Genomic DNA, 13933 nt, shown 5'->3' with positions numbered 1-13933 from the left:
TAAGGGTATTGAGCGGGTAGGGATCGTGACGGCAAATTTTGATACAGCACGGTTGGATCGCATCCGCGATTGGATGCAAGGCTATGTAGACCAAAGAAAATACGCAGGCAGTTCAATATTGCTGCACCAGGGTGGACGAGAAGCTTTTTTTCACACCTGTGGGCAGCGTAGTGTCGAGAACAAACTTCCATTTAAGCGGGATACCCTGGTCCGAATATACTCGATGACCAAACCAATAACATCTGTCGCATTGATGATGCTGGCAGAGCGCGGATTGTTCCATCTGGAAGCACCCGTTTCAGAGTTCATCCCAGAATTTCGGGATATGCAGGCCTTGGTTCCAGATGCAGAGCGCATTGATCAAACCGAAGATGCTCCGACACCCACACTGCACCAGTTACTCACCCATACCAGCGGTTTAAGCTATCCATTCAACCCCGGCATTTTGCCAGCGGCAATGGATGAGCTGGACCTGATTTTTGGGCCAAACCAAGGGCACTTGGCAGACAAAGTCAAAGAGTTGGCGCAACTCCCGCTCGCATTTAAACCAGGAACTCAATGGGAATATTCGGTCGGGATTGATGTAATCGGGCGTGTGATCGAAATCGTATCGGGACAAACGCTGGATCAGTTCTTCGCAGAACAAATATTTGCGCCATTGGGGATGCAAGAGACTGCCTTTCCCGTACCCTCAGGGGCAGGGGATCGATTTGCCTCGCTCTACACCCCGCTAGAAGGTGACGCGATGGCCCTGAATGCGGCTAAAAGCGGTGGGGAAACCTTGCGTCTGACGGATCAGCCCGGTCAATCACCGTTCGAGAATGCCTCAACATTTTCCGGTGGCGGAGGATTGGTCGGAACGATCGACGACTATGCCAGATTTGCAGAGATGCTACGAAACAAGGGAGCATTCAACGGCAACAGACTACTGGGTTCAAAGACCGTCGACTTCATGATGCGCAATCACTTACCCGGTGACATCGCATCAATGGGGCCGCATAGCTTTGCTGAACAACCTATGGAAGGCATGGGCTTTGGTTTGGCCGGCGCTGTCGTTCTCGATCCGGCACGTGCCCGCACACCCGGCTCAGTTGGCGACTTTAGTTGGGGTGGAATGGCCTCAACTTTCTTCTGGATTGACCGTGAGAACGATTTCACTTGTGTGTTCTTCACCCAACTTTCGCCGTCCAGCTCCTACCCGTCGCGATCAGAACTCAAGGGGCTTGTCCTTGGGGCATTGATTGAATGAGGGCCGTAGGGCTGCTACCCGAAGGCAAAACCAAACCGGAGAGTCGGATATGACTGAAGCCGAGCGCATTCTGCTGGACCTGTTGAACATTGAGCGCCTTGAGGTCGATCTGTTCCGCGGCACCGGATCGGGCGGTGAGACGCCAATGCGCATATTTGGCGGTCAGGTGATCGCACAGGCGTTGGCGGCAGCGTATCGGACCGTTGAGGATCGTTTGTGTCACTCGCTACATGCTTATTTCATAAGGCCCGGCGATCCAGAGATTCCGGTTATATATCAAGTTGATCGGGCACGAGATGGAGGTTCATTTACTACCCGTCGCGTTGTTGCCATTCAACACGGAAAGCAAATCCTGAACATGTCGGCATCTTTTCACATTCAAGATGACGGCTGGGATCACCAGCATAAAATGCCGGACGTGGAACCGCCGGAAAAGCACGCCACGCGGGATCAGTTAAGGCAAAGATATCTGCCTCGCGTCCCTGAGAGGCTACGCACGGAATTCCTACGTGAACGTCCCATTGACGTACGAGAAATTGAGCCGCTGGACCTATTTCAACCAGAGAAAGCAGATGATCATAACCATATCTGGTTCAGGATGCAGGCCGCCGATCAAGCAAGCCAAGTGACGCAACACCTTTTGTTGGCCTATGCATCGGATATGAGCCTGCTGAGCTCGGGCATGCGCCCGCATGGACTCAGCTGGTTTACCGGTGAAATCAATGGCGCAAGCCTCGATCACGCGATGTGGTTCCACGCGCCAGTTCAGTTTCAGGACTGGCATTTGTATTCGATGGAGTCGCCATGGACGGGGCAGGGACGTAGCTTTAACCGCGGGTCAATCTATTCCCAGGATGGCACTCTTGTCGCGTCGGTGGCACAGGAAGGGCTGTTGCGCAAACCTCAAAAAAAAACTTAGGTTTCACCGGCAAACTGTTGATTTAGCTTCCGCATTCCGCCCAGCCATCGATCATAGTCAGCTGTTTTCAAACGCATATAATCGAGTACCTGCGGATGCGGCAAAACAAGGAAGCGCTCTTCAGCGATTGCTTCTACACAGGCCTGCGCCACATCTTCGGGCTCAAGCATTCCATCGATTGCGGCAACCGAATTTTCGTGTCCGCGCGTCATCTCGGATCGAACAGCCTGCGGACACAGTACCGAAACGCGTATACCTTGATTGCCGTAAGTCAGAGAAAGCCACTCGGCAAAACCAACGGCTGCGTGCTTGGTGACCCCATATGGAGCAGCGCCAGGTTGGTTCAACAAACCAGCAGCTGATGCAGTTGTCAGGATGTAGCCGTGACCACGCTCAACCATCTTTGGCACCAGATGACGTGCGACCCAAACATGCGACATGACATTGATTTTCCAGATCCGGTCCCAATCTTCATCTGGCACCTCAAGTCCGCCAAGAGTCAGAATTCCTGCATTGGCACAAAAGAGGTCGATTGGCCCGAGTGTGCTTTCGACGGTTTCGATCAACGCCTGGATGTCATCTTCACTAGATACATCGCATTTTACGGCTTTGCCCTTGATAGCATCAGCGACTGCTTGAGCTTCGGGTAAATTCAGATCTGCACAGACGATACGTGCACCTTCGCGGGCGAACCGCTCAGCCAGTCCTTTGCCAATACCACCGGCAGCTCCGGTAATGACAATTACTTTATCCTTAAGTTCCATTTGGGGGTCCGCTGTATCTGTTTCAAATCACAGCGTAACATCTTGTAAAAACACCGCCAATGCGAACATTGGCAGTGTTCTTAGGGTATATTATTTACATAATACCGATTACACGATACCTGTCATATGGTTCAATAGAACGCCTGCAGCCCGGTTTGTGCCCGCCCTAGGATCAGTGCATGAACGTCATGCGTCCCTTCATAGGTGTTCACAGTTTCCAGATTGATCATGTGCCGCACGACCTGGAACTCCAGCGAAATTCCGTTGCCACCATGCATGTCACGCGCCATCCGAGCGATATCCAGTGCCTTGCCGCAATTGTTGCGCTTTACGATCGAAATCATCTCTGGTGCAGCTTCGGCCTGATCTAACAGACGGCCAACACGCAAGCTGGCCTGAAGACCCAGCGCTATCTCGGTCTGCATATCAGCCAGTTTGCGCTGGAACAGCTGCGTTTGCGCCAAAGGACGATTGAACTGCTTCCGGTCCAAACCGTATTGACGAGCTGCATGCCAGCAGCACTCAGCTGATCCCATCACACCCCAACTGATCCCATAACGCGCACGGTTGAGGCAACCAAATGGTCCTTTGAGGCCCTGAACGTGCGGCAGCAAGGCGCCCTCGTCTACCTCAACGCCATCCATCACGATTTCACCGGTGATCGATGCGCGCAGGCTCAGCTTGTTCTGAATCTTTGGCGTACTGAGGCCTTTCATGCCTTTCTCCAGCACAAAGCCTCGGATTTTACCGTCATGTGCGTCAGATTTCGCCCAGACCACGAACACATCCGCAATAGGTGAGTTGGAAATCCACATCTTGCTACCGGTCAAACGGTAACCGCCATCAATCTTTTCTGCGCGGGTCTTCATGCCGGCGGGATCAGATCCGGCGTCGGGCTCTGTCAGACCAAAACAGCCAATCCATTCGCCACTTGCAAGCTTTGGAAGATACTTCCTGCGCTGTTCCTCACTGCCGTACGCATAGATCGGATACATCACCAATGAGCTTTGAACTGACATCATCGAACGATAACCAGAATCCACGCGCTCGACCTCACGAGCAACCAGCCCATAGGTTACATAGCCCGCGCCAATCCCACCGTATTCCTCGGGAATAGTAGTCCCTAACAGGCCCATTTCGCCCATTTCTCGGAAGATTCCGGGATCAGTTTCCTCATTTTCAAATGCTTTGGTAACGCGCGGCTGTAGCTTCTCTTGCGCATACGCATGTGCACTATCGGCGATCAGGCGTTCGTCCTCATTCAACTGATCGGACAAACGGAATGGATCGTCCCAAGTAAAGTTGCCAAGGTCCGGAGCATCTTTTGCGCGAAGGACAGGTTTTGTTTCTGGGGCGTTCATCTTGCAGCTCCTTAAATCTGGTTGCCGCACCCTACTCTGACAAAACCGCAAAAAACAGCGAGACATTTGCATGTTTCCATGAGTATATCGCATACATGGAAACCACCCGACGCCTTTTCCCGTCAATCTCTTCGCTCCGTGCGCTTGAAGCACTGGATCGCCTTGGATCAGCTTCTGCGGCGGCTGAGGAACTTGCTCTTACTCAAAGTGCAGTAAGCCGCCAGTTGCAAACACTGGAAAATCAATTGGGTGTGGAACTGATCAGCCGGGATCGAAAACGCCTATCACTGACGCCGGCTGCACAGGAATACGTCGCCGAAATTCGGCAGGGATTGAACCACATAGCACAGGCTTCGCTGAAGCTTCACGTTGCGCCAGTTGGGGGTACCCTGAACCTGGCTATCCTACCGACTTTCAGTATGCGTTGGCTTGTACCACGCTTACCTGACTTCGCGCGCCTGCATCCTGATATCACAATCAACATGTCAACGCGCCTGCGGCCATTTAACTTTACCGCAGAACCATTTGATGCAGCACTACATTTTGGCGAACCTGACTGGCCGGGAACAGAGCGTCTGCTGCTTAGCGTCGAACGTGTCCTTCCGGTTTGTTCGCCTTCCTTGCTACCGACCGGGCGACTTCGTTCACCCGCTGATCTTCTGAAACTGCCACTGTTGCACATACAGACCCGCCCGGCAGCCTGGCAGGAATGGTTTCGCCAAATGGGCGTTCATCATCCAGACGCCCTGCCCGGCACAGTTCATGATCAGTTTACAACCATCAATCAGGCTGCGTTGCATGGCCTTGGTGTCGCGCTGCTGCCGAACTATTTGATCGAGCAGGATCTGGCGACAGGCAAACTGATTGCTGTCTTTCCAGATGCCGTGGAAACCATGGGCGCATATTATCTGGTTTGGCCCAAATCCAAATCCAATGACCCCTCTTTGCGAGAGTTCCGGCACTGGCTTGCCTCTCAGGCACAGACCGAGGAGACGCTGCCGCGATAGGCTTAGCCCAAGGCGTATCCAGCGCCTCGAACTGTGCGCACAGGATCCTCACCACCGTGCTGTGTGAGTGCTTTCCGCAGTCGCCCGATGTGGACATCCACGGTGCGTGTATCGACATAGATGTCCCTGCCCCACACCCGATCCAGCAGTTGCTCACGGCTCCAGACCCGGCCCGGTTTTTCCATGAACGTACTCAGCAGCCGAAACTCTGTGGGACCAAGTTTCAGAGGCTTGTTGCCACGGCTGACCTTATGAGTTTCCGAGTCGAGGATGATGTCATCGAACTCCAGCCGGATACCAACCGTCGCCGGACGTACCCGGCGCAACTGGGTCCGGACGCGAGCCATAAGTTCGACCACCGAATACGGCTTGACCACATAGTCGTCTGCGCCGGTTTCCAGGCCGCGAACCTTGTCCACCTCTTCACTGCGTGCCGACAGCATGATGATGGGGATCGAGCGTGTATCCGGGCGCGTTTTCAGGCGCCGGCAAACCTCGATCCCGCTGAGATTGGGCATCATCCAGTCCAGAACAATGATGTCTGGGCTGTCTTCATCCACAAGCAGCATGGCTTCGTCGCCGCTGGCCGCTTTGGAAACGCGGAAGCCTTCGGCCTCAAGATTGTAGGCCAGCACTTCGCGCTGCGCCAATTCATCCTCTACAACCAGAACTGTTGGCTGATCAGCGGACATTGTCTTGTCTCCTAGGCGGTTTGCGACGTGGTATCGGCTTTGGGCCGCGCCTCGGTCGGGCGCTCACCTGTCACGAGGTACACGACCTGCTCGGCAATTGCCGTGACATGGTCACCCATGCGCTCGATGTTCTTGGCGATGAAATGCAGGTGCATACACGAAGAGATGTTGCGCGGATCTTCCGCCATAAAGGTCAGGAACTCGCGGAACAGACCATTGTACATCTGGTCGACTTCTTCATCACGCTCGATCACATCGGTGGCCAGTTCGGCGTCACGCTGGATATACGCATCCAGAGCGTCACGCAGCATAACCTCAACCTCTCGTGCCATGCGGCGCAAGGCGGCAGCGCTGCCGTTAATCTCGCCGGCATTGACCAGAACCGTAGTCCGCTTGGCGATGTTTTTGGAATAGTCGCCGATACGTTCCAGGTTGGCCGAAACCTTCAGCACCGAAAGAACCAACCGCAAGTCACCGGCTGTGGGGGCCCGCAATGCGATCAGGCGCGCGGTTTCTTCGTTGATAACGTCTTCCAACGCGTCAATGGCCTTGTCGCCTTGGCGAACCTCTTGTGCCAGTTCTTCGTCACGTGTTTCCAGTGAGCGCGCAGCGCCCATAATCGCAGCCTCGACCAGACCACCCATTTTCATAATGTGTGCCTGAATGGCTTCGAGATCCCGGTCGAATGCGGATGCAATATGTTGTTCGGTCATATCTGAATACCTGTGTTCAGCCGATACGGCCTGTAATGTAGCTTTCCGTGCGAGGATCAACCGGATTGGTGAAGATCTGACCGGTTTCGCCAAACTCGACCAGATTGCCCAAGTGGAAGAACGCGGTTTTTTGGCTGACGCGCGCAGCCTGCTGCATCGAGTGGGTCACGATCACCACCGAGTAGCGTTCGCGCAGTTCATCAATCAGTTCTTCGACCTGAGCGGTTGCGATCGGGTCAAGCGCCGAGCATGGCTCGTCCATGAGCAGCACTTCGGGCGCCGTTGCCACGGCGCGTGCGATGCAAAGACGTTGCTGCTGACCACCGGACAATCCGGTTCCCGGAGCGTCGAGGCGATCCTTTACCTCATCCCAGATCGCACCTCGGCGCAGGGATTTTTCAACGATCTCATCCAGTTCCGCCTTGTTCTTAGCAAGGCCATGGATACGCGGGCCGTAGGCTACGTTATCGTAGATCGATTTCGGAAACGGGTTCGGTTTTTGAAAAACCATGCCAACTTTTGCCCGCAACTGAACCGGGTCGACTCGCTTGTCATAGATATCCTCACCATCCAGCAGGATATCCCCTTTGACACGGCAGATGTCGATGGTGTCATTCATCCGGTTCAGACAACGCAGGAACGTTGACTTGCCGCAGCCCGAAGGACCGATGAAGGCGGTAACCGTCTTGTCTTCGATTTCCACGTCTACGTCTTTGATGGCGTGGGTATCGCCATAGTAAACCTGAACGTTCTTCGCGGCGATCTTGATATCTTTGGAGTCCACAGTTCTCTCCACTCGTGACATGTCGTTCATTTTAGCCTCCACTTACCAGCGGCGTTCGAAGCGGCGGCGCAGGATGACCGCAATCGTGTTCATTGTGACGAGGAAGATCAACAAAATGATGATGCCTCCCCATGCGCGTTCATAAAAGGCCGGGTCGGCACGCTTGGACCATTCGTAGATCTGCGCCGGCATGGCCGAGTTTGGCGACAGGAATCCTGCAACGATGCCGTCGGGCGGGTTCGAGGCGATAAAGCCCACCATCCCGATCAGAAGCAGCGGAGCAGTTTCCCCTAGCGCCTGTGCCAGACCAATGATGGTACCGGTCAAAATACCGGGCGCGGCCAGCGGCAGTACATGATGGAACACGGCCTGCATTTTCGAGGCCCCTACCCCCAACGCCGCATCTCTGATCGACGGCGGAACCGCTTTGAGCGACGCACGGGTCGAGATGATGATCGTCGGCAAGGTCATCAGCGTCAGCACCAGACCACCGACCAGCGGCGCGGACGTCGGCAGGTGCATATAGTTGATGAATACGGCCAGACCCAGAATGCCGAAAACGATCGACGGCACGGCCGCTAGGTTCGAGATGTTGACCTCGATGATGTCCGTCAGGCGGTTCTGCGGCGCGAATTCCTCAAGATAGATCGAGGCCGCAACGCCAATCGGAAGCGCTAGCGCAAGCACTACGAACATCATGAACAGCGAACCCAGCATGGACACACCGATTCCCGCAGCCTCGGGTCGTTGGTCGGAGGCATCAGCGCCCAGTATGAAGTCCGGGTTGAACGCCTTGTAAAGAACTCCGGCATCCCGCAACTGGTCAACGAAATCAAGTTGTTCGACCGAGATACTCTTATCGTTGGCAATCGAGTCGCGAGTTACGCGGCCTTTCATGTAGCCATCAACGCGGCTGTTGGTCAGAAAACGGAAGCTGACCGTCTTGCCGATCTCATCAGGGTTGGCGATGACGTAGTTCCGCAACTCAGCTTGGGCTGCTTTGGACAGGATTTTGCCCATGTCCTTGGCCGACAAATCGGTCTGAATACCAAGTTTTGCAACTTCGGATTCCAGCGCAGACGCGATCAGAGGCGCATAACCAAAGGTCGACACCTTCTTGATGTCCTCGATATTCCGATTGCCTTTCTTGTCCAGCTTGTCAGCTTTCAGATCGACATCCAGTTCAAGATAGGTTTGCTGAAAGGCTCCGGTACCGGCGGTCACAATGTTCGTCACCAGCACGATCAGCATCAGCAGCCCGATACCGATGGCAGCGATACCGTACATCTTGAACCGGCTTTCAGCCGCGTTACGCCGCTTGGTGCGCGCGTCCTTTTCGAACAGCGAACCACTTTTAGGTTTAGCGGTCGGAGCAGCGCCAGGTGTTTGGGAAATATCGGTCATTCGTACTGCTCCCGGTATTTACGTACGATGTAGAGGGCGAAGATGTTCAGCCCCAGTGTGATGATGAACAAGGTCAGACCCAGCGCAAACGCGACCAGCGTTTCGGGGCTGGCAAAGTCAGTGTCCCCGGTCAACTGGCTCACGATCCGCGTCGTGATTGTGGTCATAGCCTCGAACGGGTTGCCCGAAAACTTGGCAATTGCTCCAGCAGCCATAACAACGATCATGGTTTCACCGATGGCGCGGCTGGCGGCCAGCAGAACCGCTCCGACGATACCCGGCAGCGCTGCTGGCAGGATTACACTACGCACGGTTTCGGAATGGGTTGCGCCAAGACCCAGCGAACCATCGCGCATGGATTGTGGCACGGCATTGATGATATCATCCGACAGAGATGACACAAACGGGATCAGCATGATCCCCATCACCAGCCCGGCGGTCAGAACTGCGTTGGAACTGGCCATCCAGCTGATGCCCAGCGTGCCGCCGTGGCCAAACATCGACACGAGTGCCGGACCAACGGTCAGCAACGCGAAAAGACCATAAACGATAGTCGGGATACCTGCGAGAATTTCAAGCAAGGGCTTGGCGATAGACCGTGTCGCACCCGATGCATATTCAGAAAGGTAAATCGCTGCAAAGAGGCCGATCGGCACGGCCACCAGCAATGCGATTACCGAGATATACAGTGTCCCCCACAGCAGCGGCAGGATCGACAGCTCACTGCCTCCGCGGAAATTCGGGGCCCAGGTGCTGCCGAAGAAGAAGTCCTTCCACGAATGCAGCTGGAAAAAGTTCATGGTCTCAAACAGCATCGACAGAACAATGCCGACCGTAGTCAGGATCGCGATTGATGCGGCCAACAGTAACAGCGCCAGAACGCCCTGCTCCACTACATTGCGCGCGCGGAATTCCTTGTGCGTACGCACATAGGCAAAGGCAGCACCAAGCAGCGCCAGAGCTAGTACGACGACTTGCATCGCAACCTTACCGGTTGATGTCATGCTGCGGAACTTTTGCGCCGCCACCAAAATTGGTTGCGTAATATCCTGTGTCAGAACCTGTCCTGAATCTTTCAGCGTTTTGGTCAGGGTCTCGATATCTGCGCTGCCGTCCTGCGCCTGTGTTTCGGTCATTGCACCGCTCGTGACGGCACCTTCCAGACCATAAGCCACACGGCGCACCTCGCTCATGACCAAGCCGCGATCTGAACCTTCGGGGATCGCTTGATCAGGAATAAGGCCGGATACTGTGCTGTTCACGATCATCGGCTGCACCAAGAGCCAGATGATCAACACGCCCAAGGCCGGAACCAGTGCTGTTAGCGCAACGTTGTAGCCATAGTAGGATGGCAGAGAGTGCAAATCGCGGGTGTCACCTCCCACACTTGCCAGAGAGCGGGATCGACCCGCAAAGTATCCAATCACTGCCAGCGCAAGCAGGATAAGCAACAGCCAGGATAACGCCATGAGAACTCCGTAGGAATGGCAGACTTGGAGTCAAAAAGAACCGGGGCGCGCATAAATCGCCCCGGTTCCGTTAGCAAGGGTTATTAGGAACCGCCGCCCAGAACGGTTTCGTTGGCAACAGCTTCCTGTACCTTGACTAGCTCAGGGTCAGATACCAGGCCGTATTCTGCCAGCGGACCATCGGGGCCAGCGATCTCGTCAGCGACGAAGAACTCGGCATATTCTTTCAGGCCGGGGATCACACCGATGTGGGCTTTCTTCACGTAGAAGAACAGCGGGCGCGAAACCGGGTATTCACCCGAAGCAATGGATTCGGTCGAAGGAACAACGTCCGACATGGTCGCAACCTGCAGCTTGTCGGTGTTGTTCTCGTAGAACGCCAGACCAAAGACGCCGATGCCGTCCTTGTTGCTGTCGATACGAGCCAGAGTTTCAGTGTAGTCGCCATCGATATCGACAGAAACGCCGTCGGTGCGCAGAGCGATACAGGCTTTCTCGGCCGCTTTCTTCTTGGCTTTGTCGCTGTCGCCTTCTGCAGCTGCCAGATAGGCGTCGAAGTCACCCAAATGCTCACAACCAGCCAGGATCACTTTGTCTTCGAACACTTCACGGGTGCCGTGTTTGGTGCCCGGGATGAATGCTGCGATCGGCTGCGCCGGGAACGCAGGGTTCACGTCGGCCCAGGTTTTGTTCGGATTGTCGACCAACTGGCCGTCAACAACGATCTGAGCGGACAGAGCTTTGTACCAGTCTTCCGGGGTGAACTCGAACGAGTTGCCATTGATGTCAGATGCGAAAACGATGCCGTCATAACCGATCTGAACTTCGATGATGTCGGTTACGCCGTTTTCGGCACAAGCTTTGATTTCTTTTTCACGGATGGCGCGCGAAGCGTTTGCAACGTCGATGGTGTTTTCGCCAACACCTTCGCAGAAACGCTTCAGGCCTGCCGAAGAACCACCCGATTCAACAACCGGTGTCGGGAAGTCAAAGTTCTCACCGAAGGCTTCAGCAACGATCGACGCGTAAGGCAGAACGGTCGAAGAACCAGCAACCTGTACTTGGTCACGAGCAGCAGCAGCAGTGGCCGATACGGCAGCGATAGCAAGCGCCGAAGCCGACAGTTTCACAAAGGACATCTCAGTCTCCTTGGTAATGATATACATTGATCACCCCCATGATGATCTTGTCGGCACCCCTAAGTACCGCGCGTAAGCCTTTTGTGACACATACGTAACGGTTTTATGACAACTCACGAATTTCTTAGGTTTTCTTAACTTGACGATGGGTAAGGTCATCGGCGAACGGATCAAAACCCGTTCCTCAGCGCGGCAAAATCACTGTAAAGACTGAACCTTTACCAAGATCGCTTTCCACGCGAAGTCGCCCGCGGTGACGATTCACAATATGCTTCACGATCGCCAGCCCAAGCCCGGTCCCACCCAGTTCTCGGGATCTGTGACTGTCGGCACGGTAGAATCGCTCGGTCAATCTGGGCAGATGCACCGCATCGATGCCCGGTCCCTTGTCCACAATCTGGACCCGAACAGCAGGTCCGCGCATTGCAGCATCGCGTTCAGAAATGGTCACCAACACATCAACACTGCCGCCGCTACCGCCATACTTGATCGCATTCTCAATCAAATTGGTAAAAACCTGACGCAGCTGATCGCTGTCACCAACCAGTGAAATCGGCGCATCCGGCGCGTTCAACTTCAAGACCACTCCGGCATCATCGGCCAGAGGGCGCAGTGAATTGAGAGTCGATTCCAGCAGACCTGTAAGTTCCAGCTGCTCTTTCGGTCGAACCCGCTCTTCGCTTTCGACACGGTTCAATGACAGCAAATCACCCACCAGCCTGTTCATTCGGTTGGCTTCGTCGTTCATGATCTGAAGAAATCGATCACGGGCGTTTACATCCTCTCGGGCAGGGCCACGCAGAGTTTCGATGAAGCCCATCAATGCGGTCAGAGGGGTACGCAATTCATGGCTGACATTTGCGACAAAGTCGCGCCGCATCTGGCTTGCCTGCTCAAGGTGCGTGACGTCCTGAAACGTCGCCAGCACCACACCACCTTCAACGGCGCCAACCCCTTTCATATACCGGCACTGAATCTCAAACGTTGTGTCCTGAGCACCATCATTCGACAGATGCCGCGCTTTAGCAGTACCTTTAGAGCGCAGGCTTTGCTCAATTGCGTCGATTACCTGAGGTTGGCGAAGAATTGTCGCAAAATGACGGCCAACGATATTCTGGCCCAGCAGTGTCCTTGAATCAGTGTTGGCCGCAATAATCCGTTCAGTCTGATCAACCATCAGAGCAGGCATCGGAATGGCCGAGACGACTTCGTTCAACAGATCGCCGGTCATGGATCAATCCTCTGAGATGGCTTGCTCATGTGACGGGTTTGAGAGTGTCCCGAAACTTGCGCATGTTGTCCTGATAGTGCAGCGCACTGAACGTAATGCGCTGGGCGGCGGCCTCATCAAGCTGCCTGACGACCTTACCCGGCGACCCCATGACCAAGGAGTTGTCAGGGATTTCCTTACCTTCTGTTATCAGAGCCCCGGCCCCGATCAGGCAGTTCTTACCGATCTTTGCACCGTTCAGTACGATAGCGCCCATACCGATCAGAGTATTGTCGCCAATCGTGCAGCCATGCAGCATGACCTTATGCCCAATGGTGCAGTTCTTACCGATGGTCAACGGAAACCCGGCATCGATATGCATAACGCAGTTTTCCTGAACGTTGCTGCCTTCCCCGACACGAATTTCCTCATGATCAGCGCGGATCGTGCAGCCAAACCAGACCGAAGCCCCCTGCTCCATCACGACTTTGCCAACAAGGTTCGCATCTGGCGCGACCCAAGTATCTTCGTGGATCTGAGGGGCATGCTCACCAAGCGCATAAATAGTCATGACAGGGCCTCGAACTCATTTTGCAGTGCACGAACGTGATTTTGCAGATCCGGCTGTTGGATCCGGCGCATCCGCTCAGCACTCACGATGGTTTTTAGTTTGGCTTCGGTAGCATCCAGATCATCATTGATAAGCACGTAGTCGTAGTAGCCCCAGTGACTGATCTCATCCCAGCTTTTGAGCATGCGCTTTGAAATCACATCTTCGCTGTCTTGTCCGCGCGTTTCCAGCCGACGGCGAAGCTCTCGGATCGATGGAGGCAGGATGAAGATCGACAAAGCATGTTTGCCAAGCTCCGAATTGCGGATTTGGACCTCACCTTGCCAATCGACATCGAACAATACGTCCCTGCCGTTGGTGATTGATGAGCGCACGGGACCGGCTGGTGAGCCGTAAAAATTGCCGAACACATGGGCGTGTTCCAGCATCTGTCCGTCAGCAACCTGCTGTTTGAACTCATCCTCACTCAGGAAATAGTACTCGCGACCGTGTTCCTCTCCCGGACGCGGAGCCCGGGTGGTGGCCGAAACCGAGAACTCAAGCTCAGGGTCCCATTTCATCAACCTTTTGGCCAGGGTGGATTTCCCAGCGCCCGAGGGTGAAGACAGAATGATAAGTAGGCCTCGGCGATCCGCCATCGTTAGTCTTTCC

The 13933-nt window shown here is 54.6% G+C and carries 14 protein-coding genes; 3 read left to right on the top strand and 11 right to left on the bottom strand.

Annotated elements, in window-relative coordinates; genetic code table 11:
- The first annotated feature begins 73 nt into the window (after positions 1-73).
- Together GOX61_RS00260 and GOX61_RS00255 are read left to right on the top strand one after the other, a co-directional pair.
- Positions 74-1249 carry a serine hydrolase domain-containing protein gene (locus tag GOX61_RS00260; protein ID WP_170331072.1) on the top strand — a complete coding sequence of 392 codons (1176 nt, stop codon included), beginning with the start codon at positions 74-76 and terminating at the stop codon, positions 1247-1249.
- 49 nt (positions 1250-1298) lie between these two features.
- Entirely contained in the window at positions 1299-2168 is an 870-nt protein-coding gene (locus GOX61_RS00255) for an acyl-CoA thioesterase (RefSeq protein WP_170330395.1), read from the top strand.
- Here GOX61_RS00255 and GOX61_RS00250 read toward each other — a convergent pair.
- The gene (locus tag GOX61_RS00250; RefSeq protein ID WP_170330393.1) at positions 2165-2932 is read right to left on the bottom strand and encodes an SDR family oxidoreductase; all 768 of its coding nucleotides are present in this window, start codon (positions 2930-2932) and stop codon (positions 2165-2167) included. The genes GOX61_RS00255 and GOX61_RS00250 overlap by 4 nt on opposite strands.
- Positions 2933-3063: 131 nt before the next feature.
- Positions 3064-4293 (bottom strand): acyl-CoA dehydrogenase, encoded by a 1230-nt coding sequence (locus GOX61_RS00245; protein ID WP_170330391.1) that lies wholly within the window; start codon positions 4291-4293, stop codon positions 3064-3066.
- A gap of 95 nt (positions 4294-4388) precedes the next feature.
- On the opposite strand from GOX61_RS00245, the gene GOX61_RS00240 reads away from it, so the two are divergent.
- Positions 4389-5300, top strand: a complete 912-nt coding sequence (locus GOX61_RS00240) for a LysR family transcriptional regulator (protein ID WP_170330389.1) — start codon at positions 4389-4391, stop codon at positions 5298-5300.
- A 2-nt stretch (positions 5301-5302) separates the two neighbouring features.
- Here GOX61_RS00240 and phoB read toward each other — a convergent pair whose 3' ends face one another.
- The 9 genes from phoB to gmk all read right to left on the bottom strand — a co-directional run bounded on the left by phoB (position 5303) and on the right by gmk (position 13920).
- Positions 5303-5992, bottom strand: a complete 690-nt coding sequence (phoB, locus tag GOX61_RS00235; RefSeq protein ID WP_155143169.1) for a phosphate regulon transcriptional regulator PhoB — start codon at positions 5990-5992, stop codon at positions 5303-5305.
- A gap of 11 nt (positions 5993-6003) precedes the next feature.
- Positions 6004-6705, bottom strand: a complete 702-nt coding sequence (gene phoU, locus GOX61_RS00230) for a phosphate signaling complex protein PhoU (RefSeq protein ID WP_155143168.1) — start codon at positions 6703-6705, stop codon at positions 6004-6006.
- A 16-nt stretch (positions 6706-6721) separates the two neighbouring features.
- Complete coding sequence (gene pstB, locus GOX61_RS00225; RefSeq protein ID WP_155143167.1) at positions 6722-7519, bottom strand: phosphate ABC transporter ATP-binding protein PstB; 798 nt, start codon at positions 7517-7519, stop codon at positions 6722-6724.
- A 12-nt stretch (positions 7520-7531) separates the two neighbouring features.
- Positions 7532-8893, bottom strand: a complete 1362-nt coding sequence (gene pstA / locus GOX61_RS00220) for a phosphate ABC transporter permease PstA (RefSeq protein ID WP_170330388.1) — start codon at positions 8891-8893, stop codon at positions 7532-7534.
- Positions 8890-10362 (bottom strand): phosphate ABC transporter permease subunit PstC, encoded by a 1473-nt coding sequence (gene pstC / locus GOX61_RS00215; RefSeq protein ID WP_170330386.1) that lies wholly within the window; start codon positions 10360-10362, stop codon positions 8890-8892. Before pstC ends, pstA begins: the two co-directional genes overlap by 4 nt.
- Before the next feature lie 83 nt (positions 10363-10445).
- Positions 10446-11501: a substrate-binding domain-containing protein gene (locus GOX61_RS00210; RefSeq protein WP_155143164.1), complete on the bottom strand. Its 1056-nt coding sequence runs from the start codon at positions 11499-11501 to the stop codon at positions 10446-10448.
- A 184-nt stretch (positions 11502-11685) separates the two neighbouring features.
- Positions 11686-12732 carry a sensor histidine kinase gene (locus GOX61_RS00205; RefSeq protein WP_170330384.1) on the bottom strand — a complete coding sequence of 349 codons (1047 nt, stop codon included), beginning with the start codon at positions 12730-12732 and terminating at the stop codon, positions 11686-11688.
- A gap of 25 nt (positions 12733-12757) precedes the next feature.
- Positions 12758-13282 carry a gamma carbonic anhydrase family protein gene (locus GOX61_RS00200; RefSeq protein WP_170330381.1) on the bottom strand — a complete coding sequence of 175 codons (525 nt, stop codon included), beginning with the start codon at positions 13280-13282 and terminating at the stop codon, positions 12758-12760.
- On the bottom strand, positions 13279-13920 hold the full coding sequence (gmk, locus tag GOX61_RS00195) for a guanylate kinase (protein ID WP_170330379.1): 642 nt from the start codon (positions 13918-13920) through the stop codon (positions 13279-13281). Before gmk ends, GOX61_RS00200 begins: the two co-directional genes overlap by 4 nt.
- Positions 13921-13933 lie beyond the last annotated feature (13 nt).

Source organism: Ruegeria arenilitoris, assembly GCF_013030265.1.
Classification (GTDB): domain Bacteria; phylum Pseudomonadota; class Alphaproteobacteria; order Rhodobacterales; family Rhodobacteraceae; genus Ruegeria; species Ruegeria arenilitoris_E.
This window is presented reverse-complemented; position numbering and strand designations above follow the sequence as displayed.

Excerpts from the sequence above, each read along its gene's own strand:
- GOX61_RS00260 (WP_170331072.1), top strand. The coding sequence starts at position 74 with ATGCAAGGCTATGTAGACCAAAGAAAATACGCAGGCAGTTCAATATTG.
- pstB (WP_155143167.1), bottom strand. The coding sequence starts at position 7,519 with ATGAACGACATGTCACGAGTGGAGAGAACTGTGGACTCCAAAGATATC.
- GOX61_RS00245 (WP_170330391.1), bottom strand. The coding sequence starts at position 4,293 with ATGAACGCCCCAGAAACAAAACCTGTCCTTCGCGCAAAAGATGCTCCG.
- phoU (WP_155143168.1), bottom strand. The coding sequence starts at position 6,705 with ATGACCGAACAACATATTGCATCCGCATTCGACCGGGATCTCGAAGCC.
- GOX61_RS00210 (WP_155143164.1), bottom strand. The coding sequence starts at position 11,501 with ATGTCCTTTGTGAAACTGTCGGCTTCGGCGCTTGCTATCGCTGCCGTA.
- GOX61_RS00240 (WP_170330389.1), top strand. The coding sequence starts at position 4,389 with ATGGAAACCACCCGACGCCTTTTCCCGTCAATCTCTTCGCTCCGTGCG.
- GOX61_RS00250 (WP_170330393.1), bottom strand. The coding sequence starts at position 2,932 with ATGGAACTTAAGGATAAAGTAATTGTCATTACCGGAGCTGCCGGTGGT.
- GOX61_RS00205 (WP_170330384.1), bottom strand. The coding sequence starts at position 12,732 with ATGACCGGCGATCTGTTGAACGAAGTCGTCTCGGCCATTCCGATGCCT.
- pstA (WP_170330388.1), bottom strand. The coding sequence starts at position 8,893 with ATGACCGATATTTCCCAAACACCTGGCGCTGCTCCGACCGCTAAACCT.
- pstC (WP_170330386.1), bottom strand. The coding sequence starts at position 10,362 with ATGGCGTTATCCTGGCTGTTGCTTATCCTGCTTGCGCTGGCAGTGATT.
- GOX61_RS00200 (WP_170330381.1), bottom strand. The coding sequence starts at position 13,282 with ATGACTATTTATGCGCTTGGTGAGCATGCCCCTCAGATCCACGAAGAT.
- gmk (WP_170330379.1), bottom strand. The coding sequence starts at position 13,920 with ATGGCGGATCGCCGAGGCCTACTTATCATTCTGTCTTCACCCTCGGGC.
- phoB (WP_155143169.1), bottom strand. The coding sequence starts at position 5,992 with ATGTCCGCTGATCAGCCAACAGTTCTGGTTGTAGAGGATGAATTGGCG.
- GOX61_RS00255 (WP_170330395.1), top strand. The coding sequence starts at position 1,299 with ATGACTGAAGCCGAGCGCATTCTGCTGGACCTGTTGAACATTGAGCGC.